This window comes from Acrocarpospora pleiomorpha (assembly GCF_009687885.1).
GTDB classification, from domain to species: Bacteria; Actinomycetota; Actinomycetes; order Streptosporangiales; family Streptosporangiaceae; genus Acrocarpospora; species Acrocarpospora pleiomorpha.
The window spans coordinates 66,698-92,699 of sequence record NZ_BLAF01000039.1 but is presented as its reverse complement, the minus strand read 5'-3'; the positions used below and the strand labels follow the sequence as shown (position 1 = coordinate 92,699).

The following is a 26,002-nucleotide window of genomic DNA, read 5'->3' as shown; positions in this document are numbered from 1 at the left end:
TTCATCACGTTGTCACGGACACCGGCACGCAGACCGTGACCACGGTGCCCGCCCCGGGGAAGGACCGCACCCGCAGGTGGCCGCCGACCGCCCGCGCCCGCTCCGCCATGCCGACCAGCCCGAAATGTCCCTGTGACTGCAACCGGCCGAGCTCCTCGGGCATGGTGAAGCCGATGCCGTCGTCGCCGACGATCAGCTCCAGCAGACCACCGGACTGGATCAGTCGGATGGTCACGTGGGAGGCGAAGGCGTGCCGCCGCACGTTGGTCAGCGCCTCCTGAAGCACGCGGACGATCTCGTACCGGACGGTGACGCCGGGCTCCGCGCACGCCACCGTCACCCGCGTGGCGACACCGGAATGGTCCTGCCAGGATCGGCAGACCTCCTGGACGGTGTCCTCGAAGGATCGGTCCGGCACGTCGCCGCGCAGCCCTTCCAGCAGTTGCCTGGCCTCCCGCGCGGCCACCTCGGCGCCCCGGGAGACGGTGTCGGCGAGTTGCTCGGCCAGGGCGGGGTGACGGCGCAGGGACGACGGGAGCGCCAGGGCGGCGAACGACACTCCACGCAGCGTCTTGCTGACGGAGTCGTGCAGCTCGCGGGCGAGCCGGGCCCGTTCGTCGGCCGCCGCGGACCGCTGCGCGGAGGCCGCCACCTCCACCGTCAGCTCGACGTAGCGCACCAGCGCGGCGGCGGCCACCGCCCCGCCCATACCCGCGAGCACGCTGAGCATGGGAAACGCCATGACGAACGCGGCGACGTCCGGCGCGTACGGCGTCGCCCGCAGAGCCCACGCCGCGGCGGCGAACCCGAAGGCGGCCTGGACGGCCCAGATCCCCAGGGCGCGCATGCCGAGCAGCGCGCCGGCCAGCACCGCGGACCCGGCCGCGAAGCAGAAGTACGCCATGCCCCCCTTGCTCAGCAGCAGAATGCCCGTGGCCGCCAGCCAGTCCACTCCGATGACAGGCAGCGCGCGACGGACCACGGCCGGGTGCCGGGTAAGCACGGTCACCTCGGCGACCGTGGCGAGTACGGTCACGGCGATCACCGACAGCACCCGCCAGGTGCCGGCCACCAGCAGCAGCCCGGCCCCGGCGGAGGTGAGCACGACCGCGGCCCTGCCCAGCATCACCGCGCGGCAGATGGCGGCGGGCGCGACCAGCGGATCCACGCCGTCGACCCGCAACTGCCCGACTGCCGCGGCCATCTCACTTCCCCAGCGTGATGTCGTCGAGGTAGAACTCGTACGCCTGCGGCAGCTGGTCGGTGGCGATGGCGAGGTCGATCCGGCGCAGGCGCCCAGGCGACAGGGCGCCCACGTGGACGACGAAGGCGGCCCAGCGCTCCGGGGGCGCCTGAAGCGTCACGGTCTTGGCGCCCGCCCGCCCCGCCGAGGGTGAGGCGGACAACCGGAGGATGGTGCCGTACTGCCGGCCGCCGTAGACGCGCAGGCGCAGCCGGGTGCCCGCGCCCATCGCCACGGGTGAGGCCGCCAGCAGCGTCACGGTCGCGGGCTGCTCGCGGGTTTTGGTCCGTTTCTGGATCCTGATGGCGATCTGGTCGCTGTCAGGCACCGGGCGACCGGGTGTGACGTTCGTCCCGCTTCCGGACGCCTGCCAGCCCGTGCCGAGCGCCGACGCGTAGATCGAGCAGGCCGGGACTGGCGTGATCTCCAAGACCGCCGAGCCTCGCGGGGCGGCGCAGGAGGGGACGCGCGGGCGTCCGGGCGTGGGGGTCGGACGCGGAGTGCTCGCGCTGATCCTTGGGACCGGCACCTCGCTGGGCACCGAGCCCTGCGCGCCCGAAGCCTCCGCGCGGTCATCCTGCCGGGGGATCAGCAGGGGCGGGACGGCCACGGCGACGCAGATCACCACGGTGACGAGAAGGGCGTACCGCGTCCGCTGACCGAGACGGGCGGCCGACCTGGGGCGAGGAAGGCCGCCGATGGGACCCCGACCGGCGCTCATGGCCGACCTGCCGTCCCGACATCACCAGGAGTCACATCCACGTCCTTGCTGCGCAAATCGGAGTAGTGACTATCTTCCGCCACCACCTGCCCACCGCGCGCGGACATCGGCCCCGATTCAGCAGGTAAGCGCGCTCGTCCCGGAAACTGGGTCCAACCGGTCCCAACTCCTGGGACTTTCGACCCAGACGATCGACGCCGAGCCTCGGCACCGGGTGACCATGGCTTCGGTGGCCCGCCGCTGCAGCAGCGGCGGGCCACCGCGAGGGACGGCTACCGGTCGTTCGTGATCCGCGACGCGGGCCGTACCGCTGGACTAGAGTTCGCCGCTCTCGATGCGCTGCTTCAGGCCCTGCTGGATGCCCTGGTGCGCCAGCACGCCCTGAGACAGCGTGAAGTCGATGAGATCCGAGGTCGTCTCGAAGGTCAGGTTCTCGGTCACGCGGGTGCGCGACGTGCCGAGGCTCTCGAACACGATCTTCTGGTGGGTCACGATGTTCCCTGTGGACCACGAGTCGACCTCGTAGCAGTACTTGGTGAGGTTGAGGCGCTGCTGGGCGTGCGTGTTCAGCGTGACGGGCGGCTCAAGAGGGATCACCTCGATCGCGGTGAGGTTCTTGGTCCGTACGCCGTGCTTGGTCGTGTCGGAGTGGGTGACCACCCGCTCGAGGAACGGGTTTGCCCCGATGTGGTGCTCGAAGTCGGAGTAGGCCTTGAAGACGCGGGTCCGCGGCGCGTTGATGACGATGGAGATGCTCTGGGACTTGCGGGCCCGACCGTCCGGGAGGGGGTCGGCCACCTGGTAGAACTTGTAGAAGTTCCAGGCGTACTGCCACTCGCGGGCGAGTTGGGCGTCAGTATCGGCCCGCGCCGGCGCGCCCATGACCGAGAGCACCAGGGACAGGGCGAGCAGGGGAGCGCTTAACAAGCGAAGAAGCCTCGTTGTCATGGCATGAACATTTATCGCATCCTGCCCACGAGCACCTCTATCACGATCACCTCTGGCAGTAGTTGTTGCCAACCTTTATCCGGACATCAACCAATAACCCACACCTCGTACGGTCTCCACCACGTTGGGCTAACCGAGCCCTCAGGCGAGGCGGGCCGGGAAGCCGCCGGTGGCGACCGGGCCCCAGTGGGTGGGGGTGACGCGCAGCAGTGACTTGCCTTGGCGGGTCATGGCTGTGCGGTATTCGTCCCAGTCGGGATGCTCGCCCGAGATCGAGCGGTAGTAGTCCACCAGGGGTTCGAGCGCCTCGGGCAGGTCGAGCACCTCCGCGGTGCCGTCCACCTGCACCCAGGGGCCGTTGAAGTCGTCCGACAACACGATGACGCTGACCTGCTCGTCGCGCCGGGCGTTGCGGGTCTTGGCCCGCTCGGGATAGGTCGAGATCACGATCCTGCCCTCGTCGTCGACGCCGCAGGTCACCGGCGACGCCTGCGGCCGCCCGTCGCGCCGGGCTGTGATGACGATCGCCCGGTGCCGTTCGCGCAGGAAATCGAGCAACTGCTCACGGGTGACGGTGTCCGACGTCGCGATCTTTGGACTCATAAAGCCAACTCTAGGCCGCCCGCATGACTCGTGCCTGTGAGGTCTTGGCGTCGCTGGCCAGCCCTGTCGTCCGTGATCGCCCCGGAGCACGGCGTCCGGGCGCTCCTCGTGAATCCAGCCGTGCCCGCGTGCACGTGGTGCGCTCCGTCGCGTGCCGATGCTAGCGGCGCAGACCGGGCCGATCTCCTCCATAACGTCCACGCAAAAGCCCTATCGGATACCAAACCGATACAGGAATGGTCAATCGGTATCTAGTGCCATCAATATGATCGATGCGGATCATGCCCGCACCCCAGGAGTATCACCTGTGTTTATCCGATCTCTGCTGAAGGCCGGAGTGCTGGCTGCTGGCGTGGTCGTCGTCGCCCAGCCCGCCTATGCGGCGGGTCCGGCCATTCAGATCACCAAGATCTACTACGACTCGCCCGGCTCGCCAGACTTCGGCGCGAATAGCAGCCTGAACGGCGAGTACGTGCAGATCAAGAACATGACCAAGAAGGCCGTCGGCCTCAAGGGCTGGACCCTCCGCGACAAGACGAACCGGTCGGATCACGTCTACACATTCGGCACATTCACCCTCGGAGCCGGAAAGACGGTCACCGTGCGGACCGGCAAGGGTAAGAACACCACCAGCACCCGCTACTGGGGCAGGAGCGGGGGAACTCTCGCCTACATCTGGAACCAGTCCAAGGACACCGCGTACCTGAGGAACTCGTCTGGCACGCTGGTGGACTCCTGCTCGTATAACTCGACGCGGGACGACTACAAGATCTGCTGACCTCGGCTGGACGTACAACGGGCCCCGGCACGAGCGTATGCCGCACCGATTTCGAGGCCGTTCTCACCGTCCGGTTCGGACGGCAGCCGCGGGCGGAGAGGTCCGGTGGGCAGGGACCTCTCCGCGCGACTCGTCTTTGGGTGGGTTAGTTGCTTTCGAGTGGGGCCCAGTTGCTCCAGGCGCCGCCGACCGTCTTCTGCCAGATGTGGTACGGCTGGCCGTCGCCGCGGAAGCCGACGACTTCGAGGCGGCCGTCGCCGTTGCGGCCCACGGCCAGGCCCTGGCGGGTGAATCCGGTGGTGCCGCCAAGAGTGTCCCAGCCACTGAAACCGCTGTTGGGTGCGGTCTGCCACATATGCTGGATGGTGCCGTTGTTGCGGAGGGTGAACGCTTCGATTCGGCCGTCCAGGTTGCTGGCCATCGCCACGGGGGCGGTTGAATCGATCTGGCTGTTGCCGAGGTTCTGCCAGCCGCTCCAGCCGCCGCTGAAACCTTGCCACTTGTGGCAGAAGTCGGCCCGGTACTCCCCGTTGTTCGGCTCGATGGAGATGATTTCCAGTCTGCCGTCCTCGTTTGCGGCGGTGGTTATCGCCCGGATACCGGTTCTGCAGTGGCCCATCGGCTCCCAGCCGCTCCAATCGCCGCCGGCAATGCGTTGCCATTTGTGGTAGACGCTCGACAGGCCGCCACCGTAAGGGCTGCTGGCCGCGCCCACGGCGAACACCTCCATCCGGCCGTCCTTGTTGCGCGCGCCGGACACCGGGCCGAGTGAGGTGCTGGCGCTCGGGGTGCCGAGGTCGAGCAGTCCCCAGCTGCCCCCGGGGGTGAACTGGTAGAACGACCACAGGCGTTGGTTGCCCGTGACGAACACCTCGATGCGGCCGTCCTTATTGGTGACCGCCGAGAGGCCGCCTATGACGTCGAAATCACCGAGTTGTGCCCAGCCGCTCCAGCCGCCGTTGGGTGCGAGCTGCCACATGTGGTGGAGGGTGCCGTTCGTGGTCAGGGCGAACACTTCCAGGCGGCCGTCCTTGTTCGACGCGACGGCCGCGCCGCCGGTCACGGCACCGGGGATGGTGCCCAGCGGTTGCCAGCCGCTCCAGCCGCCGCTGGGGCGCTGCCAGTTGTGGTAGAGATCGTCGCTCGTGGTGCCACCGAAGGCGAACACCTCCAGTCGCCCGTCTTGGTTGGTGCCGAAAGCCGCGCCCCACAGGGGCGTCGGCGCCGCCGACGCCGGGGTGGCCGTCGATATGCCCACCGCCGTCAGCATGATGGCAACGACGGACAGTCCCATGAATCGCTTCATGAGCTGTCCCAGATTCTTGCGCCGCATTCAGCCCTCCAGTTCGTTTTCACCGCCGGGGTATCGGGCTGAGCATCGAACCTGTCGGTATATGTGCGGTATAGGTCCTGGTAGAAGAGGGCTAGCGCAGGCCGTTGCGGCGGGCGACTCGGGCGAGCAGGTCGACGTCGTCGGAGATGATGCCGTCGGCACCGAGGTCGATGACCCGTTGCATGGTGGTCTCGTCGTCGATGGCGTACGGGATGACCTTGAGCCGGTACCGGTCCTGCAGGACGCCGATCGCGGGGCCGTGGTAGTAGGACGGGTTCTGGCGTAGGTACCAGTCGGAGGAGTCGACGGTGGCCTGGTCCGGGTCGTGCACCTGCCAGTTCGACGAGACCGTCGACGCGCCGGCGGCCCGGACCAGTTTGCCGAGGTCGCGGTAGTGCCACCAGTCGAGGCCGCCGGTCCACGGGCTGGTCACCGACGGGTCGCCGTACACCGGACGGAGCGAGCACGCGTCGGCCAGGGACGTGCACTCGGCCGGCCCGTACTGCCACACGAGAGCGGCCGTTTCGATCCGCGGATCCAGCTTTCGCGCCAGCCGGATCGTGCGCCAGTCCAGCGACTGGATCCTCGCGCGAGTGGTGAACCTGTTGGCCTGGATGGCCCGGACCAGCTTGCCGGTGGCGATCTTGGTCCTCGTCTCGATGTTCAGGCGGATGTCCTTGCGCGTCCGCACCAGGTCGAAGACCTCCTCCAGGGTGGGGATCCGTTCGCCTGGTGCGGCCTGCTGGGCGGGGAATTCCGGCAGCGTCTTCGAGCCGCAGTCAATGGTTCGCACCTGGGCGAGCGTCAGGTCGTGCACCGCCTTGCCCACGTACGGGAACTTTGGATCACTAGGACGCACCGGCGCGGTGTCGACGCAAAGCGAGGCGTTGACGATCTGGTCGTGGATGACGACCAGGTGGCCGTCCTTGGTGACGCCGGTGTCGAGATCCAGGGCGGAGACGTCGGGGTTCGCCAGCGCGTACCTGAAGGCGGCGAGGGTGTTCTCCGGGCGCGCCGACCGGCCGCCGCGATGGGCCACGACGGCGAACGGGGACGGGTACGCGCGCGGCAGCCGGTAACCGCGATCGTCGAGCAGCCCGCGCAACCGGTCCGGGTAGTCGGTGATGATGCCGTCCACGCCGTCGTCGATGAGCTTGGCCATCGTCGGCACGTCGTCGACCGTCCAGGGGATCACCTTGATGCCGTTGCGGTGCGCGTGGTCGACCAGGGCCTTGTCCACGAACGGCAGGTAGCCGGGGTCGGTGACCGCGGCGTTCTCCGGGTAGCCGTGCAGCGGCGAGTAGGCGTACGCCCCGAAGGTCTTCACCGCCGCGATCGGGTCGCCGCCGAAGTCGTCCAGATCGAGCCCGCCGAGCCAGGGCGTGAGGTCGACGCCGGCCAGCGCCGCCGCGTTGTTGCCGAGGGCGATCCGCTTCACCTTGGGGGCGACTTCGCGCAGCCGCATCAGCACACCCCAGTCGAAGCTCTGCACGCTCACCCTCCGCTCGAACCCGGCGTCGCGGATCTCGCGGGCGACCACCTGCACGAACTGCTCCCGCGGCGCGGTCTCCTGCGGAGAGGAGGCCTCCACCTTGGTCTCGACGTTGAAGAGCACGTCGTCTGCCTGGTACCGCTTGACCAGGTCGAACACCTCCCGCAGCAGCGGCATGCGGGAACCGGGGACCGCCAGTTGGCCGGGGAGGGCCGTCGAGCCGCAGTCGAGGGTACGGATCTGGGCCAGGCTCAGGTCCTTGATCAGCTTGTTCACGTACGGGAACTCGGGGTCACCGGGGGCGACCGGCGCGGTGTCGGCGCACTTGCCCGCCTGCACCCGGCGGTCGTGGCTGACCACCGCTTCGCCGTCCTCGGTGATCAACACGTCGAGTTCGAGCGTGGACACGCCGAGGGTGAGGGCGTTGCCGAAGGCCGCCAGCGTGCCCTCCACCCGCAGGCCCAGCCCGCCGCGGTGCGCCTGCAGGTCGAAATCCTTGCGCGGCCGCTCGCCCGCATATGCCGGAGCGGCGAAAATGAGACTGATCACCGCGATGGCCGCGGCCGGACGCCACGAAGAGATCTCCATGGCCGCAGAGGATCCCAGCGCCGTGAGACGCGCGGGCATGCCTCTGGCGGCGTCCGGCTGAAGCCTGCGTGACAAGCGCGGCTAATGTCGCCGGTACGCCGATGCGGGATGGTCGGGGCGGGTACGGGTGACGCCGGGGCCGTAGAAGGTCTCGCGCAGGGTCTGGGCTGGGTAGTCGTGCCAGACACGGCCGCGGCGGCGGAGTTCCGGGACGGCCAGGTCCACGAAATCGCGGAAGGTGACCGGGGGGACCGGGTCGGCGATGTTGAAGCCGTCGAGGTTGCCCTCGTCGAGCCAGCGTTCCAGTTCGTCGGCGACCGTGGTGGGGGAACCGGTGATGACAGGGCCGCCGCCGCCCACGCCGACGAATTCGGCGATCGCCCGGGGGGTCCAGCGGGTTGAGGGGTCGAGGGTGGTGAACAGCTCGACCATGCCGCGGATGCCGTCCGTGTCGACGTACTCGAGCGGGGTGTCGTGGTCGAGGCCGGACAGGTCGATGTGCATGAGGGCGCTCCAGCGGGCGAGGCTGCCCTCGATGCTGGCGTACCGCTGGTAGTCGCGGAGTTTGGCGTGGGCTTCCTCGTCGGTCGCCGCCACGATCACGGTGGCGATGGCGAAGAACTTCAGTGATCGGGGATCGCGCCCGCCTTGCCGGGCTCGCTCCCGGATGTCGTCGACGAGCGTGCGTGCCATGTCGGGGCGGTAGGTGCTGAGAAAGACGCCCTCGGCGTGGCGGGCGGCGAAGGCGCGTCCGGCGGGTGAGGTGCCGGCCTGGTACAGCACCGGGGTCCGCTGGATGGACGGCTCGAACAGGGCGATGTCCGGCACGCGGTAGTGCTTGCCGTGATGGCGGACGGGGTGGACCTTCGCCGGATCGACGAAGACGCCGGTCTCGGCGTCGCGCACCACGGCGTCGTCCTCCCAACTGCCTTCCCAGAGTTTGTACACGACCTCCATGAACTCCTCGGCGACCGCGTACCGCTCGTCGTGCGGAAGCTGGGAGTCCCGGCCGAGGTTGCGCGCGGCGCTGTCCAGGGCCGAGGTCACGATATTCCAGCCGATGCGCCCGCCGGTCAGGTGGTCCAGGGTCGCCATCTTCCGGGCGAACGCGTAGGGCTGTTCGTACGTGGTGGACACCGTGACGGCGAAGCCGAGATGCCGGGTGGCGGCGGCCATGGCGCTGATACCCAGCAGCGGATCGTCGGTGGGGGTCTGGATGCCGTCCCGCAGGGCCGCGTCGACGCTGCCCCGGTAGACGTCGAGCGGGCCCAGCGCGTCGGCGATGAACAGGGCGTCGAATCCGCCCCGCTCCAGGATCCGCGCGGTCTCCACCCAGTAGTCCAGCTCGCGGTAGCGGTGGGCCTGGCTGTCGGGATGGCGCCAGAGCCCGATCGCCGTGTGGCCGACCGTCGACTGCCGCAGGCCGTGCAGCCTGATCCGCTTCGCCATGGTTCCTCAATCCGTGATGATCGTCAGGTCCGCGCGGGAGCGGACGTCGTCGAGCGCGTAGTAGCGCTCCTCCTGGCCCGCCCAGCGGGTCCAGTGGGGGATGTAGAGGTCACCGTCCCGGGCCAGCGCCCGGGACCTGCGGGTATCGTCGGCGGCCTCCATCCAGATCAGACCGCTCAGGTACGGCGCCGCCGGGCGCGCGCCGGAGCCGACGCCCTCGACGACGAGCGTGTCCGTGGCCGGCACGTCGTGCCATTCGGCATACTCGCCTTGGTGCCAGTCATATCGCCGCCACTGGGCGGGCAGCCCCGCGCCGAGGCGGCGGAGCACCCATTCGACCAGCGCGTCGATTCCGGCCGATAGGCCGTCCCAGCCCGGGTAGAGGTCGTCCATCCGTATGACGGGTACGGCAAATGCCGCCGCGAGGGTGGATTTGCCCGATCCGGAGCGTCCTTCCACGGCGAGCACGCGGGTGCGCCCGGCCCGCGCGGGGCGCTCCCGCAGCCACGCCGTTATCTCCTCGGCCTGGTTCATAGCTGGGAGCGGACCCGGTCGGGGGTGATCCGGATGACCACGCGGTCCCGTTCGTCGTCGGGGTCGCCCAGCGCGTGATCCCGGCCGGTGTAGCTCCTGGACAGCCTGTCGATGAGGGCGCGGGCGTCCTCGTCGGTGATCTTCGCGGTGCCTCTGATCTCGACGTACCGGGTGGGCCGGCTCCGGGAGTAGACCAGGACGGTGGCCTTGGGGTCGCGCTGGAGGTTGCGCACCTTGCGGCGGCCGCGCTTGGTCGCCATCACGAGGTCGTCGCCGTCGCGGCCCACCCACATCACCGACAGTTGGGCACGGCCGTCGGGCTCGGAGGTGGCCAGGACGGCGAACTCGGGGACGTCGAGGAAAGCCCGCACGTCGTCGGAGAGCCCGACGGCCAGGGGAAGCGCCGGATCGGCGGCCCACTCCTCCAGGGAGCCGTCGTAGATCGCCACCTCGTCCCGGCCCAGCAGGGTCAGGACCAGCGCGAGACTGGCGGCGGAGATCCCCCCGCCGCAGTAGACCCAGACCGGGCCGTCGCCGAGGTCCGCGGTCGCCGCCCGCAGTTCCCCCGCCGGCAGGTATCTGCCGTCCGGGCCGGTCAGGCCGCGCGCGGGCACGTTGGTGCTGCCGGGGATGTGCCCGCGCCGGGCATACCGGGACGGCCCTTCGCCGCGGAACGTCTCGGGGGACAGCGCGCACACCACCGTCGCCGCCACGGCGCCCTCCGACCAGGAGACCAGATCGTCCTTGCCGACCCAGTATCCGTTTCGCGGGCGCGGCGTCAGTGACCCGGGGGTCGTGGTCGCGAGCCCCGTCTCGGTGGGGAGGCCGGCGTCGCGCCAGGCCCGCAGGCCGCCGTCGAGAACATGGGCGTCGACCCCGATCCAGCGAAGCAGCCACCACAGCCGCGCCGCCCACAGCCCCCCGGCCGTGTCGTACACCACCACCGTGGTCCCGTCGGCGACGCCGAGCCCGCCCAGGCGTTCGGCCAGTACGGCGGGCGCAGGCCGGGCGAAATGGAATGGCGAATCGGGATCGCTGAGATCGTGGAGGAGATCGGCGTGGACCGAGCCGGGAATGTGCTCCCGCGCCCACTCGTCCCGCCCCGAGGAGGACCGGTGATCCCCGTCATGGCGGGGAGCAGGAAGCACCACGGTGGCGTCCAGCACAACGAGGCCGGCCCGGTCGGTGAGCCAGGCCGGATCGACGAGAGGCCCGGTCATCGGGAGACCGCCGCATCCGGCAGGAGATCGGTCCGGACGGCGTCCGCCCAGCCGTCGGCCGTGGCAAGCACACCGTTGGCGGCCAGCCACCCGGCGTATGACCGCATGAGCTCGTCCCGGACCTCACCCCATCGGCCGCCGTGCGTCCAGGTGGGCGCGATGAGTTCGAGCGAGCGGGCCAGCAGCTTCCGGGGAAAGTACGGGATCACCCGGTCCAGGATCGCCAGGGCCAGGCCCGGCTCCTCGATGGCCGTGCGGTACCCCCGCTCGGTGACCGCCAGGAATTCCCGGACCAGCTCGTCCCCCAGCGCGGGTCCCACACCCAGCAGGTAGCTGTGGTACGGCGGCACGCCGATCTCGTCGACCGGCCACATCACCCTCCGGTCCCGTGGCAGGTCGCCCATGAGGGCGTCCCACGCCCAGTACCCGCCGAACGTGGCGTCGACCTCGCCCGCCGCGATGTCGTCGACGCTGAGCTCGCGGGAACCACTGTTCACCAGGACGAGGGAGTCCGCATCGCCGCCGTCCGCGGCCACGAGGTGGCGGACCATGGCCACGCCGCGGGGGGTCGGGTTGAGCGCGAGCCGCTTCCCGGCCAGGTCGCGCGGGCGCTCGATGCCGAGGCCGGTGATGGTCTGGATGGTCTCCATGCCGCGATGGTTGATCGCCGCGACGGCTTTCAGGTCCTCGCCGGCCGCGTGCCGTACGAGCAGGCGGTTGGTCGGGAAGACGCCGAAGTGCGCCTCGCCGCGCGACAGGTGGGCCAGCGTGTCGCCGCGCAGCGGGTCATGCACAGTGATCTCGACGTCGAAGCCGGCCTCGCGGTACCACCCCGCGCTACTGGCGACGTAGAAACCGGCCGCGTTCGTCCATGGATGGAAATATTCCAGCATTACGCGCAGGTGGGTCATCTTGCTTGCCTTGGATCGTGTTTGAGCAGGTGGGTCAGTCGGCGCTTCAGCCGGATGAACTCGGGGTCGTCGAGCACCTCGTCGAGGCGGGGACGGGCGAAGGGCACCTCGACCCGTTCCAGCACGGTGGCCGGTCGCCCGGTGAACACGTACACGGTCGAGGACAGCAGCAGCGCCTCCTCGACGTTGTGCGTGATGAACAGGATGGAGCGGCGGTTCTCCTCCCAGATGTCGAGGAGCCAGCGGTGCATGTCGACGCGGAGGATGGCGTCCAGCGCGCTGAACGGCTCGTCCAGCAGGAGCAGTTCGTGGTCGCTGAGCAGCGCGCGCAGGAAGGCGACCCGCTGCTGCATGCCGCCGGAGAGGGTGTGCGGGTAGGCCGACGCGAAGCCGTCCAGGCCGGCCTTGGCCAGCCATTCGCGGGCGAGCGCGCTGGACCCGAGGCGGGGCTCCCCGGCGATCTCCCTGGCCAGCACCACGTTGTCCTCGATGGTGCGCCAGGGGAGGAGCGCGGGCTGCTGGGGCATGTAGCCGATCAGCCCGCGGCGGCCGGCGGCGTCCTGCCCGCCGACGCGTACGGTTCCCCGGTCAGCCGCCAGCAGCCCGCCGACGATGTGGAACAGGGTGCTCTTCCCGCCGCCCGACGGTCCCACGATCGACACGAACTCCCCGTTCTCCACCCGGAGGGAGATGTCGACCAGGACCGGGAGCGTCTCCCGGCCGCGGCGGAAGGACTTGGACACGCCGCTCACCTCGAGGGCGAGCGTCGACCCGCTAGTCACGCCTGGGTCGGCCACGTACCAGAATCCTTTCCAGCAGCACGACCGCGCCGAAGATCAGCAGGCTGACCAGCACGACGATCGCGATCGAGACGAACATGCGGTCGGCGCGGAAGGCCGACTTCTGAATGATCATGTAGCGGCCGATCCCCTGGTCGCTGCCCAGCCACTCGGAGATGATCGCCCCGAAGACGCTGTACGTCGCCGCGATCTTGAGGCCGGAGAACACGGCGGGGAGCGCGTTCGGGAACTCCAGCTTGGTGAAGAGCTGCCGCCGGTTGGCCCCGCTCATCCGCAGGTAGTTCGTCGTCACCGGGTCGGTCCTGGCCAGGCCGTCCAGCGTGGCGACGGCGACCGGGAAGAAGCAGACCAGGACGATCACGATGACCTTGGGCAGCACCCCGAAACCCAGCCAGACCACCAGCAGCGGGGCGAGCGCGATCGTGGGGATGTTCTGGCTGACCACGAGCAGGGGGTAGACCGCCGCGCGCAGCACCGGCACGACGTGCAGCACCACCGCGACCAGCAGGCCGGTGGCCACGCCCGCCGAGAAGCCGAGCAGCGTCAGCCGTACGGTGGCGAGCGTGTGACCGGCCAGCGAGAGGCGGTCGGCCTCGCCCGCCGCCACGATGTCGGCCGGGCTCGGCAGCAGCCACCTGTCGATCCCCGACAGGACGGTGAAGAGCTGCCAGGCCGTCAGGATCAGCACGACTGCGGCGAGAGGCGGAAACCAGCGACGCGTTTCAGCCATTGGCGGGCAGGAAGTCGTTCGTGAACGCCTTGGCCGGGTCCACTTCGACGGTGAGCACCTTCTGCTGGTACAGCCAGGCCGAGAAGTCCGACCAGATCCGCGGGTTCTGCTGGCCCCAGCGCGGCGCGTCGTCCCGGTACCGCGGGCTGAGCCACTCCTGGCTCTTCTTCACCAGTTGGGCGTCGAGATCCGGTGCGGCGGTCAGCAGGATGTCGGCGGACTCGGCGGCGTTGGCGGCGGCGTAGGTGTAGCCCTCGGAGGTCGCGGCGAGGAAATCCTTGACGAGGGTGGGGTCCTGGCTGATCCGCGTCTCGTTGGTGATGAGGATCGGGGTGTAGAAGTCGAGTGCTTTGTCGTAGTCCTTGACGTACTGGATGTTGACCGGTTCGCCGCGTAGTTCGGCTTCGATGCCCGTCCAGGCATAGAAGATCCAGGTGAAGTCGATGCCCTTTCTGGTGGCGGCGAAGAAGTCGGCGTCGCCCACGTTGACCGTCTTGATCGTGGCCGGGTCGCCGCCGTCGGCCTTGACGATCGTCTGGAGCAGGGGTTCCTCGATGGGGCCGCCGAAGGAACCGTAGGTCTTGCCGGCGTACTGGGCGGGGCGGGTGAGCGCGCGGTCCTTGGGCGAGGCGAAGCCGGAGGTGTTGTGCTGGATGATCGCGGCGATGGAGACCAGCGGGGCGCCCTGCGAGCGCGCCTGGGTCAGCGCCTCCTGGTAGCCGACCGCGAAGGGGACCTTGTCCGCGGCGACCAGGGCGGAGGGGTCGGCGTCGCCCGGCTGGATGATCTCGACGTCGAGGCCGTGCTGCGCGTAGAACCCCTTGGCCTTGGCCACGTACAGACCGGTGTGGTTGGTGTTCGGCGTCCAGTCGAGGGAGACCTGGATCTTGCGGAGCGGCGCGGTCTCGGCGGTGTTCTGGTCGCTCGGGTCGCTGCCGCAGGAGACCAGCCCGGCGACGAGGAGAGATGCGGTAGTGAGGGTCGCGAGGGCACGGGGCAGTTTCATCGGGGGTCTCCGGTTAAGCATGTATTTCATGTCGGAATTGTAGGGAACATGCTACGTCATAGTGTGGACAGCCTTTTGACCGGGGCACTAGGGTGCGGGGTCTCGTTCGGCGACCGACTGGAGGCGAGTTGGAACGTGCTCTAGCCGAACTGTTCGCCAAGGATCCGATGACGCACCCCCTCACCTATCCGGGACGCTTACCCCCGACATCAGGCGTTTTCTCCGGGGAGCACTATGTCCCGCTTCGCGCGGTTGATGGGGAGCCGGTGGCGGCCTGGACTCTCGGCGGAGAAGTACGGCTCGACGAGTACCTTGCCCGTCTCGGCGCCGAACCCCTCGACCGGCGCCACCGGGTGATCGCGGTGGGCTCCAACGCCGCCCCCGGCCAGCTCTACCGGAAGTTCGTCGACCAGCGCGTCCGGCCAGTGATCCCCTTGACGCTGGCCGACGTGTACGGCATCGCGCCGGGCGTGTCCGCTCACATCAACATGTATGGCTACCTGCCCGCCGTTCCCGTGACCGTGCCGGGTGTGGTCTCCCGCTTGTTCGTCTTGTGGCTCGACGGCGCGCAGTTGGAGGTGCTGGACGCCTCCGAACCCAACTACAACCGGCGTCCGGTGCCCGACGACGTCCACCCCGTGACGCTCGTTTCGGGCGTACGGCTGCATGGTTGCCACATCTACGTCGGCAAACACGGCTGTCTGGCCGGGGCCGATGGCGTGCCCTACCCGCTCGAAAGCCAGCGAGAGTTGATCGCCCGTTTGCTCGACTCCTCCGCCGCTCTCAAGAAGCTGTGTGGCGACTCTCCGGATGAGTTCGTCGACAAGGTGAAGGACATCGCCGTCCGAGAGGCGGCGTACGCGTTATTCCGCAGTGAAGGGCACGCGTTACTCTCAAACGCTGAACTAGGGATCCCCGGGGCGGCGGTCAGTTCGGGCAGGCGCCGAAGCGTTCGGCGTCCGGCCGGGTGAAGCCGGTCTTCCGGGTCCCTCGCACCGCCTCGGCCATCGACTCCTTCCAGATCAGGCCGGGAATCGACGTGCCGACTACCTGCGGGTAGTGGCGGCCGCCGATGGTGACGTCGACCAGGTCGTACTTATACACGCTGCGAGGGTCGCCGAGGCTGACGGCGGAGGCCAGGCCGGGGGTGTAACCGGCGTACCAGGCGGCGAAGTAGCCGTCGGCCGTGCCGGGCATGCCCGCCGCTTCGCGGCCGACGCCCTTGAGCGCGCTCCTCGCCAGGACGTCCGACAGCACTCCGGTGACCGCGTCGGCGACCGCCGGGTCCAGGACCTGCCGGCAGCGCGGCGGGAAGGGGCGCGGGGCACCTGAGCCGTCGCGGACCTCCGTGATCACCGTCGGCTCGCAGAAGCGGCCGCGGGCGGCCAGGCTCGCGTACGAGTTGGCCACCGAGATTGGGTCGACTCCGATGACGCCCAGCGTGAACGTCTGCACCTCCCGGAGCGGTGTCCCGTCGGCGCTTCTGAGCCCGAGCCGCTCGGCCATCCTGACGGTCTCGCACAGGCCGACCTTCTCCTCCAAGCGCAGGTAGAACGTGTTCACCGCGCCTAGGGTGCCCGATCGCAGGGTGACGAACCGGTTCCCGTCCTTCTCCTTGTTGAAGACGATGAGGTCCCTATCGCCGGCAGCCTGGTTCGCGCAGTTCCTGAACGTGTCGTCGCTCTGGGCGCTGTACTCGTCCGAGATGGGGAAGCCGTCGTCGTACCGCAGACCGGCGGCGAGCGCGGCGGTCAGGGTGTAGGGCATCGCGGTCGTGCCCTGCGGGAAGGCAAGCCCGTCGGCATCCCCATGGCTGGTGGCCATGGTCCTGATGGCGCCTTCGCCTGGGACGATCATGACCTGGGTGGCGACCTGCGGGTCGTCGCGGTGGACATGGGCGTCGATGGCCCGCTGCGCCACCCGCTGCAGCCGCTGGTCAATCGTCGTCTGGATCATCAGGCCGTCGCGGGTGAGCAGCTGCGGGTCCTGCGCGAGAAGCTGCTTTCTGACATACCGGCAGAGGTAGGGATACTCGCTGTCCGCGCAGTCGCCGGAGAACTCCTCGATGACGGCGCCCTTGACATCCAGCAGCACGCTCTTCCTGGCCACGGGAGAAGCGGAGGCCGCGGCTGAGGTCACGGGCGAAGCGGCGGTCACGGGCTTCTCACCAGGACCGCTGTCCGCCGGGTTCAGCACTATCAGGAAGACCGCGACCAACGCACCCACCGCAGCGACGCCCATGAAAACCAGCAATGCTTTCATCGTTGCCCTCCGGCGCACCTCACTCCACGCCTGGATCATCCGGGAACGGTGTGGCGCAGGCAACTGGCCGGAATGTGCCAGCCTCACGAACGGTGAAGAGCAGGCACCTCGTTCGCTGACGAGAACTGATAAGGAGCGCACTCGTGACCGACCCCGCCGTGGCCACCCTGGACCCGCCGCGTCTTGCGAGAGGATCCCGCCGCTTGATTCGCTGCGCCTCGCTGTCCGACGGCCACATTTGGTACGCCTACCTTGCGACGGGAACCATCAAGTGATCAACAGACGCCTGGGGGCGGCGGTGCCGCTGCTCGTTCTCGCCCTGCTTCTCGGCTTCACCGCCAAGACGTCCGCGTGGACGTCCGCCGACCTGGACGTCAACCAGATGATCCAGTCGGTCCGGACGCCGTGGCTCACCGTGATCGCCCAAGGGTTCAACTTCGGCTTCAACACGATCGCCGGCATGATCGTGCTCGTCGGCGCGACCGCTTACCTCCTGGTGACCGGCCGCCGCATCGACGCCGCCCGCACCACCATCGTGATCACCGCGGGCTGGGGCCTCGGCGCGATCTATAAGATCATCATCGCCCGGCCGCGTCCGCCCGCCGCGGACTCGCTCGTGCGGAGGCTGGCCAGCGAAAGCTTCCCGAGCGGGCACGTCTGCCTGACGCTCTCGATCGTCGTCGCGGCTGCCCTGCTGGTCCGCGGCACTGCGGCGAGCCAGCTCGTCGTGGCCGTCGGAGCGGTCCTGGTCGTCGGGCAGATGCTGGCCCGGGTGTATCTCGGCGCCCACTACCTGACCGACACCATCGGTTCGCTGCTCGTGACCACGGGGGCCCTGGTGCTCGCCGTCCGCGTCCCCGCTACGGAGAGCGCCAAAGAGGGGCACTTAGCCGCGACGGGGTCGCCGGATGGCCGAGCGACGTGAACAGTCGCTCCCGCTAGCTGGTGGCAAAGACCTCGTAGTGTTCGACGGTCAGCTCGCGGTCGACCAGGAAGCGGTCGTCCTGGGGGTAGAAGACGGCGCGTTCGGGATCGGGGCCGGCGAAGGCCCTGATCGCCTCCCAGGAATCCCATATGGAGATCAGCAGGAACTCCGCCCGGTCGCCGTCGTCGCGGCGGGTGAAGGTGACGCCTTGATTGCCCGGTGTCGAGGTGTAGCCCGGGTGGCCCGTCTCCATCAGGTAGGCGGCATAGGCGTCGGCGTCTTCAGCTCGTGTCCAGCCGCGCCAAGTCCTCATGATCATTTCAGCCTCCTGCGTGGCGACACCGGTAAAAAACTTATGGCGGTTTCGCCGTAGAGCGCAACCGCCTAGTGCTATTCGATGCCGGCCAGCCGAAGGGCATGATCGAGCTGCTGGAGTTTCGCAGACGACAGAACCCCAGCCTGCTCGGTCAAGTAATCCCCGGTCAGGGTGATCAGCCACGTGCAGAACAGGTGCCCGTCCTGAGGAAGTGCAACACGCACGACACCTTCGTACGGAAGCCCCTCACGAATACCGATCCCGACCTCCACGCCCACGGCCCGGACGTCAGTGCCCACGGACGGGAGATCGCGCATCACATCGGGATCCAGCGCCTCTTCCCCCGTCAAGACCAGAAACCCGCGCTTCTCGTCGATGGTCGCAGGGGCAACGATCTGCATCGCCCGAAACTCCGACGCCTCCCCTCCCGACAAAAGCACCACCGGACGCCTCTCATCGAGAAGCACCCACCAGACCTCACCGCGCATCAACGAAACCAACTCCGCCTACTGCCCCTGGTCCACGAGCGCGCCCAACCGCTTGGGCGCGATCAGCCGATAACTGTCCCTGACCAACTCATCGATCTCATCCCAGTCCTGCTCGACATCCAGCCGAGCCCCAACCCAGCCCTTCGAGCCCACATACGCAGGCACGAAGAACCGCTCCGGATCGGACCCCACCAGGGCCTCCTGCACCCCGGGCCCGCCCTTGAACATCAAGGTCAGCCCATCCTCGCTGGTCATCAGAAACAGCTTCTCCCGAACCCGAAACGAGGGCGCTGTATGCCCGCCAAACGGCTTCTCAACCACCTCCGGTAGCGCCATACACAACTTACGCACCCGCGCCACCACATCGCCATCGATCATGTACGCCTCCCGCGGCCCATCGTTTCCGCTGCTGCTGCCGCAAGCGTACTTTCGCGAGCCCCACGAGCCGCTATGGGCTGAACGCTGGCAGATTCCGCGCACTTCGCAGACCGTTTCGACTACGGCGACTATGTTCGATCAGCGTTGAGGGCTGGGCGGAGCGCGAATGGCGATGAAGCAGCGCCGTACCATCGTGGGGTTTGACGGTTCCAGGCCAATCTGGTGCTGAACCTTCGCGTCTCGGTTCCGGTCGCTGATGATGGGGGCATGACAGAGAGTCCCTCTGTACCACCGGGGACCGGGCCGCTCTCGCCCGAGTACGCCGGGATCGATCCGGTGCTGATGGATGGGTTCATCACCGAGATGGAGCGGGCCGGTCAGGTCATCTCCGAGCAGGTGGAGAACATTCGCCGGGAGCTGGCTTCGGTTGATCTGCCGGCGGCGGGGCTGGCGCCGATCCGGGAGATCGGCGGCTGGGTCGAGCAGCAGGTTCCCCGGTTGCGGCAGCGGTTGGCGGCCATCACCGCTCCGGTGCCCGACATCCCCGCGCCCGCGCCTGGCGTCGCCACTCCCGCGACCGCCGTGGCCGCCGCAGTGTCGGCGGTCACCGCAGCGTTCGATTCGGGTCTGCGGCCCTATCGGGAGGATGCGCTGCTGCCCCCGGCCCAGGCGCGGCGGCTGGGCGGGGAGCTGGGCGAGCGGTTGGCCGCCATCGATCCGGATGAGTTCCGTTTCACCGGGCCGTACGCCACGGAGAGGCTGGCCGCGGTGTTCGCGGAGTTGAAGGCGCATCAGGGTGACCCGGTTTTCACTGCCGCGTTCTTCGCCGCGCTCGGCCGGGATGGGATGCGCCGGATCGTGCCGGCGTTGCGGCGTATGCGCGGGCATGAGCCGCAGGACGCCGAGCGGGTGGCCGCGCTGGCCTTCGCGACCGCGGTCAGCGGTGGGGCGCAGGTGCCCGGGTTCGCCGCGGCGGTCAAGGCCGTGGAGGAGGTGGAGATCGGGGACGACGAGGGCATGGAGATGCTCACCACGCTGCTCAGCCACGGCGACTACCCGGATGTGTGGCTGGCCGAACGCGTCGCGCCCACGCTCGTCAGCGGTGTGCCATCGGCGGGGTTGCTGAACGCGCTGGCCGACAATCCCGCTGCGGCCCGCCTGGCGATCACCTCGGCGGTCCCGTCCAGGCCCGGCCTGCCCCTGCCGGCCTATGACCTGTCACCCCTCTTCGGCCAACCCCCCGACCCCGCCGTCGCCCAGCCCGGCTTGGCCGCCTTCCTCAAAGGGCTCAACGAGCGGACCAAAGAGTCTGCGGAGCAGTCGAAGGCCTTCGGGAGGCTGCTGGCGGCCGCCTCCGGCGCCTACGACGAGCAGGACGGCAAGCACAGCCCGCAAGCGGCCGTCTTCGCCTACACCGTGATGACCGGGGCGGACGAGTGGCGGTTGAACGACGCGACCCGGATTCATCTGGCGGAGATCGCGGCCTCTTACACCACGGAGATCACCCTGGGCGCCAACCTCAATGACGCCGACCTGGCCAAGGACAGCGCCATGCAGGTCGCTCCCGGCTGGTTTGAGTGGACACCGACCCCGGGGGTGCGCGGCTCCTTCCGGCTGAGCCCCGAGGACACCTTCCGCTTCATGACCACATTCGCCGGTAACGCCGAAGCGCGGTTCCGGTTCGGCGTGGGCATGGATGAGTTTCTCCAGAGGGCTCTTCCCCAGGCGTTGAACGCGGTGAAGGAGAGCGGGGATTCTGCTTCGCTGGACAGCTTGTTCAAGGCTATGGGCAATGTCCGGGGTACTGAGTTGGCGGCGGCCGTGCGCGTGCTCAAGCCCGAAGATGAGGACGCCGAGAATGCCGAGAAGGCTGAGAGCTTCGTCGCGGGAGCTAGCCTGGCGGTTCTCGGGCTGGTCAGTCCTTTCACCGCTATCCCGGTGACGTGGACCGCGTTGTCCACCGGGGTCTCCGCGTACTACACCTACGGCCGGGAGTCGGCGGAGAAGGCCGAGGAACTCCGGGAATCAGCCGATACGGTGAACTTGGGACGCCGCCACGAGATGGCTCTGCTCCTCATGAAGCAGGGGTTCGCCCCCCAGACGCCCCCAGCCGGCATCATCGCCGACGCGAACGGCAACCTTCGCCCCTTCGACGAAATCCTCCAGCGGGGCACTGAGGGGATACAGGCTTTCGACCAATGGGCGGTTGACAATGGCCTGGGGAAAGGCAATCCGCTTTCTCTGGGAGAGTTGACCGCACAGCAGGCCGATAACTATATCGGCGGTCATGGTACCGCCTATGACCGCGGAAAGATTTATGGGGACACGGAGCTCACGACCGACTGAGGCACTGGGTCTCACCCTGGGCGGAGTACTGGCCGTTCTTAGTGGAATTCAGCAGGATGACGGTCTTCGCGGGCTCGTTCTCCATGCGGACGGCCGCGCCCGAGGTGTCGGTGATGTTGTAGTCGGCGACCCGGCCCATAGCACCTATCATGATGTTGTTCAGGATGTCGGGCATCCGCTCCGGACTGATATCCAGACCGGTGGCGGCGAAGGTGCGCTTGGCTTTGCCGTCCTCGCAGGGAATGTCCCTACCTCCAGGGTCTATGACCTGGATGTTCCGGGCCCTTAACTCATCGAAAAGCTTCAGGACGTGTGCCTTGAGCGTCTCACCCGCCTCGGCCACCGTCGGTTCCTTCTCACCGCCGTCGCTGATCACGGCCACGGCGATCACCGCGACCAGAACGGCCGCCAGGAGTGTCGCGCCGAGCCGCAGCGGAAGGCTTCGGTTGGAACGGGGCATTGGATATCCTCCAAAGAGAGGCCGTCTGAGCGCACCATCTCATATCGTCCGGGAGACCGCGCAAGCCGTTCCAAGGAGCAAGGGGAAAAGTATGGCCCCCGAACCACAGGATATGGCACTCAATCCTCGTCGAGAGGAATTGCTGCACGCACTGGCGAAGGTCCGCGTGTACGCAGTTCGGCTGGAGGCGGCCTTGGACCCGGCACATGCGGCATTCACCGGTAAGGGGGTGTGGGTGGGCCCGGTCGCGCGGGACTTCATCGCGGAGCTGGCCGGGCGCAGAACGCGGCTGCGGTCGCTTACCCAGCGGATCATCGAGGAACTGGAGAACGAGCTGCGGGCCACGCCCGAGAGGGTGGTGCGGTCCTCGACCGCGTGGTGAATACGCCCGCCGCACCGCCACTAGAGCTTCGTCGTCGGCGTGAAACCTATGCCCGGCCGCATCGTCACCAGGGGCTACGGCTGGACCCTGCGCGAGCTCCGTCGTCGGCGTAAACCTATGCCCGCCACGCCGCCGCCCGGGCCTTTGTCATCTGTGTGAAACCGCTGAGGCCGTCTACCTGCGAGAACATGTCGGGCGCCGGAAAGCTCTTTGCAAGTTTTCACGGACTTGCGCAAAGTTCTCTAGAGAACTTTGCGTATCCCATTGAAAGGTTTGCGGAGAGAGTGCCGGGGTCAATGCAACCGCCCTTGGGGCAGGCATCCCAGACCACCAGAAACGCATCCTAACACAGAGTCAAATCTGTGGTCAACCCTACCTGGAGGCGCGGCGATCTCGATGACCAGAAAGAGTAGCCCATCTAATTTTCCGCCACCACCAGAACACACAAGCGTGATCCCGCGACAATCCACATGATGTGCAGAATGTCCACTTTGTGCCATCATTCCGCTGGCACAGCGGAGGCCGTACAAGTGAGGATGATCTCATGACCCGCAGATGGCTCTGGGCAGTCGCGCTCGTGGCCGTGGCCGCCGTCGCGGTGGCTCTGTCTTGGTGGCCCCAGTCGGATCCGGTCCCAGCCGATCCCGCCCAGCCGTCCGCCGACGCGGCCGTGCAGGTCGACAGCCCGGACCAGCGAACCCGCGTCCTCACCGTGCAGTCGGCCGCCCTCGGCAGGCAGGCCAAAGTCACCGTACTGCTCCCGCCGGGCTGGGCCGCCGGCTCAGGGCCATGGCCGGTGCTCTACCTGCTCCACGGATGTTGCCAGTCGTCGAGATCCGGGGGATGGCTGGAAGACGACAAAACCGCCCAGATGACCGCCGGAGCTCGGGCACTGATCGTGATTCCCGAGGGCGGCCCCACCAGCTGGTATTCCGACTGGCTCGACGGCCCGAAGTGGGAGACCTTCCACCTCAAGGAACTGCGCGCCATCCTCGAACGCGACTTCGGCGCGGGCGACAAAAGGGCGATCGCGGGCCTGTCCATGGGCGGACTCGGCGCGATGGGCTACGCCGCGCGCAATCCCGGCATGTTCCTGGCCGCCGCGTCCTACTCCGGCGTCCTCGACAGCCAGGCCCAGTCGGACGCGATCCTGGACATCACCAGAAACAACGGCGAGGATCCCGCCAAGCTCTGGGGTCTCGACCCCTCCACCCCCGTCTGGGACGACCACAACCCGGCCAACCTCACCGACCGCCTGAAAGGGATACGGCTCTACGTCTCCTGCGGGGACGGCTCGCCGGGCCCCTTGGATCCGGACGGCACGGGCGACGACAGCAGTGAAAGTTTCCTCCTCAGCGAGGCGAAGACGTTCGTCGAACGCGCGAAGCAGAGCGGCCTGGACGTCACCACCGACTTCTACGGCCCGGGCACGCACACCTGGCCCTACTGGAGCCGAGCATTGGAACGCTCACTACCTATGTTGCTGGAGGCGCTGGCCGCCTGAATAAAGGCCCGGCATGTACGTCGTCGCATCCCGCTCGGTGGCACGGCAGCGAAAATGAAGGCTCAGCCGCCCAGGTGTTGCAAGCTTCGAATGAGGCCGCCGTGAAACCCCGCGATATTGCGCTTCTTCCCATGGCTGCGGATCTTCTTGTCAAGCAAGACGACCCGCACTACTAAGGCGTCCCCCCATATCATTCCGTGGGGGGTCGCCCGTAGCGGACGACCCCCAATGATTTACGGCAGGGCTTCGATGACGGCGTCGCGCCAGTCGTAATCCAGTCGTAGTTCGCGGGAAGACCGCCGTTGACGGCGGCGAGGTCGCTGTCGTCGAGCTGGTGAGCGGTCATCTCGAAGCTGTTCATTTTCGTTGAACCCTTTCCTGTTGGAATGTGCACAACTAAGGTCGCAGACTCCACTTGGGAAACTCTTGGCGATCACTAGGTGTGTTTTCCTGTCCGGCCACAAGTCCCGAGTAGTGCCCGCCGAGGGCCATCAGATCCGCATGGCGTCCGTGCTCGGCGATCCGCCCGTCCTCGATCACGAAGATCTGGTCGGCGTCCCGTACCGTGCTGAGCCGATGCGCGATGATGATGCGGGTCTGCGACAGCAACGACAGATGTTGTTCGATCTGGGCCTCGGTGACGGTGTCCAGATGGCTGGTCGCCTCGTCGAGCAGCAGAACCCTGGGACGCCCGAGCAGCGCGCGGGCCAGCGCCAGCCGCTGCCGCTGCCCGCCGGACAGGCCCATACCCTCCGACAGGTGCGTGTCGTAACCGAGCGGCATGGCCTGAATGTCGTCATGGACGCACGCCAGCCGGGCCGCCTCCACGACCTCCGCCAGGGACGCCTCAGGACGGGTCAGCGCGATGTTCTCGCGGATAGTCCCGCTGAACAGGTGCGGCTCCTGCGTGACGACGCCGAAATGCCGGCGCAGCGCGCCCCGGTGCAGGGTGTCGAGCGAGATTCCGTCGTAGCTGATCGTGCCAAGGGTGGGCTCGTGGAGGCCGAGCATGAGCCGGGCCAGCGTGCTCTTGCCCGACCCGGTCCGGCCCACCAGCGCGATCTTCTCGCCGGGCCGGATGTGCACCGTGATCTGCTGGAGCGTCCACGGCGCGCGCGGGTCGTGCCGGTAGGAAACATCCGCGAGCTGGATCTGTCCGCGCAGGTCGCGCGGTTGGATCCGACCCTTCGGCTCAGGTTCGGATTCCAGGATGTCGGCCAGCCGTTCGACATGGGCGGCCGCCTCCTGCAGCGTCCTGGCGCACGCCAGCAGCGAGGTGATCGGCCCGAGCGCGGCCGCGGCGAGCGCGCAAAGAGTGAGGGTGGCGCCCAGCCCCGCCCTGCCTCCGAGCACCTGCCAGCCGCCGACCCACAGCAGGATCGCCGGGGCCAGCAGCCGCATGCTCTCCAGCACGGAGGTGACCACATTCTCCGTGATCCCCAGCCGCCCATCGGCCCTGAGCTGCTCGGCGAACAGCCGTGACCAGCGGCCGAGCGCCGCGCCCTCGGCGCCGCCGGCCTTCAGCGTCTCCACCCCCTTGATCGCCTCGATCAGCTGGCCCTGCGTCTGCACCTGGGCGCTGAGCGAAGCCTGGTTCAGATCCGACCGCCGTCGCCGGGTCAGCAGGAGCAGCGCACCCTGGACAGTGGCCAGACCGAGCAGGCAGAAGCCCAGCGGCGGCGCCTTGACCAGGACGATCGTCAGGTACCCCACGGCCAGCGGCCCGTCCAGCAGCGCCGTGGTGACCGGCCCCGACAGCAACTGCCGCAACCGGCTCACACTCGCGCTGCGCTGCGCGAGATCCCCGGCGCCGCGCTGCAGGAAATAGCGGTACGGCAAGCTGAACAGGTGCCCCACCACCTGCGCGGTCAACAACCGGTCCACCCGCAGCCGCAGACTCAGCAGCGTGGCCGAGCGCAGGTAACTGAGCAGCACGTGGAGCACCCCGGCCAGCGCCAACCCCACGCCGAGCATGCCGAGCAGCTCATCGCCCCGGGTGGGCAGCACGGCGTCGATCAGCACTTGGGCGAAGCTCTGGACCAGCAGCCCGACGCCCTGCAGCAGCAGCGACGCCAGCAGGATCTGGGCCAGCAGCCCGCGCTGCCGGAGCAGGGCGGTCGCGGCGAGAGCCCGCAGCCAACCCCTGCGTGGCCTGCGCCGACGCTGGAACTGATCGTCGGGCGCGAAGGTTAACAGGACCCCGCTGAAGCCCGCCCCGAACTCGTCGAGAGTGAGCTTTCGCCTGCCTACGGCGGGGTCGATGAGGTGGACGCCGCGGGAGCCGTACTGCTCGATCACGACGAAATGGTTGGACTGCCAGTGCGCGATCGCCGGGAGGGGAGCACCGGCAAGTTGGGTGGGTTTTGCGGAGAACGCGGTGGCGCGCAGGCCGTACTCCCGGGCGGCTCGGACGATCGCCAGCGCGGACATGCCGTCCCTGCCGACCCCGCAGCGCTCGCTGACCTCGCGTACGCTGCTGTGCCGTTTGTGGTAGCTCAACACGGTGGCCAGGCAGGCGGCACCGCATTCGGCCAGCCCACTCTGCAGCCGAATGGGTGCTCGTGTGCTCATCGCGGGATCGTCGC

26 protein-coding genes are annotated in these 26,002 nt (G+C 68.2%); 6 read left to right on the top strand and 20 right to left on the bottom strand.

The window, feature by feature from the left end:
• Window positions 1-4 precede the first annotated feature (4 nt).
• The 4 genes from Aple_RS30360 to Aple_RS30345 all read right to left on the bottom strand — a co-directional run bounded on the left by Aple_RS30360 (window position 5) and on the right by Aple_RS30345 (window position 3,515).
• Window positions 5-1,204 (bottom strand): sensor histidine kinase, encoded by a 1,200-nt coding sequence (locus Aple_RS30360; protein ID WP_155348138.1) that lies wholly within the window; start codon window positions 1,202-1,204, stop codon window positions 5-7.
• 1 nt (window position 1,205) lies between these two features.
• Window positions 1,206-1,964, bottom strand: a complete 759-nt coding sequence (locus Aple_RS30355) for a hypothetical protein (protein ID WP_155348137.1) — start codon at window positions 1,962-1,964, stop codon at window positions 1,206-1,208.
• 315 nt (window positions 1,965-2,279) lie between these two features.
• Window positions 2,280-2,891, bottom strand: coding sequence for an SRPBCC family protein (locus Aple_RS30350; protein ID WP_246264878.1), 612 nt, complete (start codon window positions 2,889-2,891; stop codon window positions 2,280-2,282).
• 162 nt (window positions 2,892-3,053) lie between these two features.
• On the bottom strand, window positions 3,054-3,515 hold the full coding sequence (locus tag Aple_RS30345) for a PPOX class F420-dependent oxidoreductase (RefSeq protein WP_155348135.1): 462 nt from the start codon (window positions 3,513-3,515) through the stop codon (window positions 3,054-3,056).
• A gap of 307 nt (window positions 3,516-3,822) precedes the next feature.
• Between Aple_RS30345 and Aple_RS30340 the strand changes: the two genes are divergently transcribed.
• Entirely contained in the window at window positions 3,823-4,293 is a 471-nt protein-coding gene (locus Aple_RS30340) for a lamin tail domain-containing protein (RefSeq protein ID WP_246264877.1), read from the top strand.
• A 145-nt stretch (window positions 4,294-4,438) separates the two neighbouring features.
• On the opposite strand, the gene Aple_RS30335 is transcribed toward Aple_RS30340, so the two are convergent.
• The 9 genes from Aple_RS30335 to Aple_RS30295 form a co-directional block, all read right to left on the bottom strand.
• Complete coding sequence (locus Aple_RS30335; protein ID WP_155348133.1) at window positions 4,439-5,599, bottom strand: PLL family lectin; 1,161 nt, start codon at window positions 5,597-5,599, stop codon at window positions 4,439-4,441.
• Between the two features lie 118 nt (window positions 5,600-5,717).
• Window positions 5,718-7,706 carry a glycerophosphodiester phosphodiesterase family protein gene (locus tag Aple_RS52300; protein ID WP_174889894.1) on the bottom strand — a complete coding sequence of 663 codons (1,989 nt, stop codon included), beginning with the start codon at window positions 7,704-7,706 and terminating at the stop codon, window positions 5,718-5,720.
• 81 nt (window positions 7,707-7,787) lie between these two features.
• Entirely contained in the window at window positions 7,788-9,155 is a 1,368-nt protein-coding gene (locus tag Aple_RS30325) for an LLM class flavin-dependent oxidoreductase (protein WP_155348132.1), read from the bottom strand.
• Window positions 9,156-9,161: 6 nt separating this feature from the next.
• The gene (locus Aple_RS30320) at window positions 9,162-9,689 is read right to left on the bottom strand and encodes a nucleoside/nucleotide kinase family protein (protein WP_155348131.1); all 528 of its coding nucleotides are present in this window, start codon (window positions 9,687-9,689) and stop codon (window positions 9,162-9,164) included.
• Complete coding sequence (locus Aple_RS30315; protein ID WP_170321738.1) at window positions 9,686-10,909, bottom strand: TIGR03618 family F420-dependent PPOX class oxidoreductase; 1,224 nt, start codon at window positions 10,907-10,909, stop codon at window positions 9,686-9,688. Before Aple_RS30315 ends, Aple_RS30320 begins: the two co-directional genes overlap by 4 nt.
• On the bottom strand, window positions 10,906-11,820 hold the full coding sequence (locus tag Aple_RS30310) for an ABC transporter substrate-binding protein (protein ID WP_155348130.1): 915 nt from the start codon (window positions 11,818-11,820) through the stop codon (window positions 10,906-10,908). The genes Aple_RS30315 and Aple_RS30310 overlap by 4 nt, the downstream gene beginning before the upstream one ends.
• Window positions 11,817-12,617 (bottom strand): ABC transporter ATP-binding protein, encoded by an 801-nt coding sequence (locus Aple_RS30305; protein ID WP_155348129.1) that lies wholly within the window; start codon window positions 12,615-12,617, stop codon window positions 11,817-11,819. The genes Aple_RS30310 and Aple_RS30305 overlap by 4 nt, the downstream gene beginning before the upstream one ends.
• Window positions 12,595-13,350, bottom strand: coding sequence for an ABC transporter permease (locus Aple_RS30300; RefSeq protein WP_155348128.1), 756 nt, complete (start codon window positions 13,348-13,350; stop codon window positions 12,595-12,597). The genes Aple_RS30305 and Aple_RS30300 overlap by 23 nt, the downstream gene beginning before the upstream one ends.
• Window positions 13,343-14,356, bottom strand: a complete 1,014-nt coding sequence (locus Aple_RS30295) for an ABC transporter substrate-binding protein (RefSeq protein WP_155348127.1) — start codon at window positions 14,354-14,356, stop codon at window positions 13,343-13,345. Before Aple_RS30295 ends, Aple_RS30300 begins: the two co-directional genes overlap by 8 nt.
• 128 nt (window positions 14,357-14,484) lie before the next feature.
• On the opposite strand from Aple_RS30295, the gene Aple_RS30290 reads away from it, so the two are divergent.
• Window positions 14,485-15,327, top strand: coding sequence for a hypothetical protein (locus Aple_RS30290; RefSeq protein WP_155348126.1), 843 nt, complete (start codon window positions 14,485-14,487; stop codon window positions 15,325-15,327).
• Here the strand turns inward: Aple_RS30290 and Aple_RS30285 are convergent.
• Entirely contained in the window at window positions 15,284-16,618 is a 1,335-nt protein-coding gene (locus Aple_RS30285) for a hypothetical protein (RefSeq protein WP_170321737.1), read from the bottom strand. The two genes, Aple_RS30290 and Aple_RS30285, sit on opposite strands and share 44 nt — an antisense overlap.
• Window positions 16,619-16,889: 271 nt before the next feature.
• On the opposite strand from Aple_RS30285, the gene Aple_RS52295 reads away from it, so the two are divergent.
• Window positions 16,890-17,543 (top strand): phosphatase PAP2 family protein, encoded by a 654-nt coding sequence (locus Aple_RS52295; protein ID WP_170321736.1) that lies wholly within the window; start codon window positions 16,890-16,892, stop codon window positions 17,541-17,543.
• 13 nt (window positions 17,544-17,556) lie between these two features.
• Here Aple_RS52295 and Aple_RS30275 read toward each other — a convergent pair whose 3' ends face one another.
• The 3 genes from Aple_RS30275 to Aple_RS30265 all read right to left on the bottom strand — a co-directional run bounded on the left by Aple_RS30275 (window position 17,557) and on the right by Aple_RS30265 (window position 18,725).
• The gene (locus Aple_RS30275; protein ID WP_155348123.1) at window positions 17,557-17,862 is read right to left on the bottom strand and encodes an antibiotic biosynthesis monooxygenase; all 306 of its coding nucleotides are present in this window, start codon (window positions 17,860-17,862) and stop codon (window positions 17,557-17,559) included.
• 71 nt (window positions 17,863-17,933) lie between these two features.
• Entirely contained in the window at window positions 17,934-18,347 is a 414-nt protein-coding gene (locus Aple_RS30270; protein ID WP_218038567.1) for a type II toxin-antitoxin system PemK/MazF family toxin, read from the bottom strand.
• Between the two features lie 18 nt (window positions 18,348-18,365).
• Entirely contained in the window at window positions 18,366-18,725 is a 360-nt protein-coding gene (locus Aple_RS30265) for an MmcQ/YjbR family DNA-binding protein (protein ID WP_155348121.1), read from the bottom strand.
• A gap of 267 nt (window positions 18,726-18,992) precedes the next feature.
• Here Aple_RS30265 and Aple_RS30260 point away from each other — a divergent pair, with 267 nt between their 5' ends.
• Window positions 18,993-21,071 (top strand): DUF6571 family protein, encoded by a 2,079-nt coding sequence (locus Aple_RS30260; RefSeq protein WP_155348120.1) that lies wholly within the window; start codon window positions 18,993-18,995, stop codon window positions 21,069-21,071.
• On the opposite strand, the gene Aple_RS30255 is transcribed toward Aple_RS30260, so the two are convergent.
• The gene (locus tag Aple_RS30255) at window positions 21,058-21,531 is read right to left on the bottom strand and encodes a hypothetical protein (protein ID WP_155348119.1); all 474 of its coding nucleotides are present in this window, start codon (window positions 21,529-21,531) and stop codon (window positions 21,058-21,060) included. The genes Aple_RS30260 and Aple_RS30255 overlap by 14 nt on opposite strands.
• Window positions 21,532-21,643: 112 nt before the next feature.
• Between Aple_RS30255 and Aple_RS30250 the strand changes: the two genes are divergently transcribed.
• Both Aple_RS30250 and Aple_RS30245 read left to right on the top strand, forming a co-directional pair.
• A complete protein-coding gene (locus Aple_RS30250) occupies window positions 21,644-21,913 on the top strand; it encodes a hypothetical protein (protein ID WP_155348118.1) in 270 nt (89 codons plus the stop codon).
• 544 nt (window positions 21,914-22,457) lie between these two features.
• Window positions 22,458-23,417: an alpha/beta hydrolase gene (locus tag Aple_RS30245; RefSeq protein ID WP_155348117.1), complete on the top strand. Its 960-nt coding sequence runs from the start codon at window positions 22,458-22,460 to the stop codon at window positions 23,415-23,417.
• A 190-nt stretch (window positions 23,418-23,607) separates the two neighbouring features.
• On the opposite strand, the gene Aple_RS30240 is transcribed toward Aple_RS30245, so the two are convergent.
• Window positions 23,608-23,778: a hypothetical protein gene (locus tag Aple_RS30240; protein WP_155348116.1), complete on the bottom strand. Its 171-nt coding sequence runs from the start codon at window positions 23,776-23,778 to the stop codon at window positions 23,608-23,610.
• 35 nt (window positions 23,779-23,813) lie between these two features.
• Entirely contained in the window at window positions 23,814-25,988 is a 2,175-nt protein-coding gene (locus tag Aple_RS30235) for a peptidase domain-containing ABC transporter (RefSeq protein ID WP_155348115.1), read from the bottom strand.
• Window positions 25,989-26,002: the final 14 nt, after the last annotated feature.

Bases quoted from the DNA above. Each gene is read 5' to 3' on its own strand.
- Aple_RS30240 (WP_155348116.1), bottom strand. From the start codon at position 23,778: ATGAACAGCTTCGAGATGACCGCTCACCAGCTCGACGACAGCGACCTC.
- Aple_RS30345 (WP_155348135.1), bottom strand. From the start codon at position 3,515: ATGAGTCCAAAGATCGCGACGTCGGACACCGTCACCCGTGAGCAGTTG.
- Aple_RS30275 (WP_155348123.1), bottom strand. From the start codon at position 17,862: ATGATCATGAGGACTTGGCGCGGCTGGACACGAGCTGAAGACGCCGAC.
- Aple_RS30315 (WP_170321738.1), bottom strand. From the start codon at position 10,909: ATGACCGGGCCTCTCGTCGATCCGGCCTGGCTCACCGACCGGGCCGGC.
- Aple_RS30245 (WP_155348117.1), top strand. From the start codon at position 22,458: ATGACCCGCAGATGGCTCTGGGCAGTCGCGCTCGTGGCCGTGGCCGCC.
- Aple_RS30335 (WP_155348133.1), bottom strand. From the start codon at position 5,599: ATGAAGCGATTCATGGGACTGTCCGTCGTTGCCATCATGCTGACGGCG.
- Aple_RS52300 (WP_174889894.1), bottom strand. From the start codon at position 7,706: ATGGAGATCTCTTCGTGGCGTCCGGCCGCGGCCATCGCGGTGATCAGT.
- Aple_RS30360 (WP_155348138.1), bottom strand. From the start codon at position 1,204: ATGGCCGCGGCAGTCGGGCAGTTGCGGGTCGACGGCGTGGATCCGCTG.
- Aple_RS30270 (WP_218038567.1), bottom strand. From the start codon at position 18,347: ATGCGCGGTGAGGTCTGGTGGGTGCTTCTCGATGAGAGGCGTCCGGTG.
- Aple_RS30320 (WP_155348131.1), bottom strand. From the start codon at position 9,689: ATGAACCAGGCCGAGGAGATAACGGCGTGGCTGCGGGAGCGCCCCGCG.
- Aple_RS30235 (WP_155348115.1), bottom strand. From the start codon at position 25,988: ATGAGCACACGAGCACCCATTCGGCTGCAGAGTGGGCTGGCCGAATGC.
- Aple_RS30265 (WP_155348121.1), bottom strand. From the start codon at position 18,725: ATGATCGATGGCGATGTGGTGGCGCGGGTGCGTAAGTTGTGTATGGCG.
- Aple_RS30250 (WP_155348118.1), top strand. From the start codon at position 21,644: ATGGCACTCAATCCTCGTCGAGAGGAATTGCTGCACGCACTGGCGAAG.
- Aple_RS30295 (WP_155348127.1), bottom strand. From the start codon at position 14,356: ATGAAACTGCCCCGTGCCCTCGCGACCCTCACTACCGCATCTCTCCTC.
- Aple_RS30285 (WP_170321737.1), bottom strand. From the start codon at position 16,618: ATGAAAGCATTGCTGGTTTTCATGGGCGTCGCTGCGGTGGGTGCGTTG.
- Aple_RS30260 (WP_155348120.1), top strand. From the start codon at position 18,993: ATGACAGAGAGTCCCTCTGTACCACCGGGGACCGGGCCGCTCTCGCCC.
- Aple_RS30325 (WP_155348132.1), bottom strand. From the start codon at position 9,155: ATGGCGAAGCGGATCAGGCTGCACGGCCTGCGGCAGTCGACGGTCGGC.
- Aple_RS30255 (WP_155348119.1), bottom strand. From the start codon at position 21,531: ATGCCCCGTTCCAACCGAAGCCTTCCGCTGCGGCTCGGCGCGACACTC.
- Aple_RS30310 (WP_155348130.1), bottom strand. From the start codon at position 11,820: ATGACCCACCTGCGCGTAATGCTGGAATATTTCCATCCATGGACGAAC.
- Aple_RS30300 (WP_155348128.1), bottom strand. From the start codon at position 13,350: ATGGCTGAAACGCGTCGCTGGTTTCCGCCTCTCGCCGCAGTCGTGCTG.
- Aple_RS30355 (WP_155348137.1), bottom strand. From the start codon at position 1,964: ATGAGCGCCGGTCGGGGTCCCATCGGCGGCCTTCCTCGCCCCAGGTCG.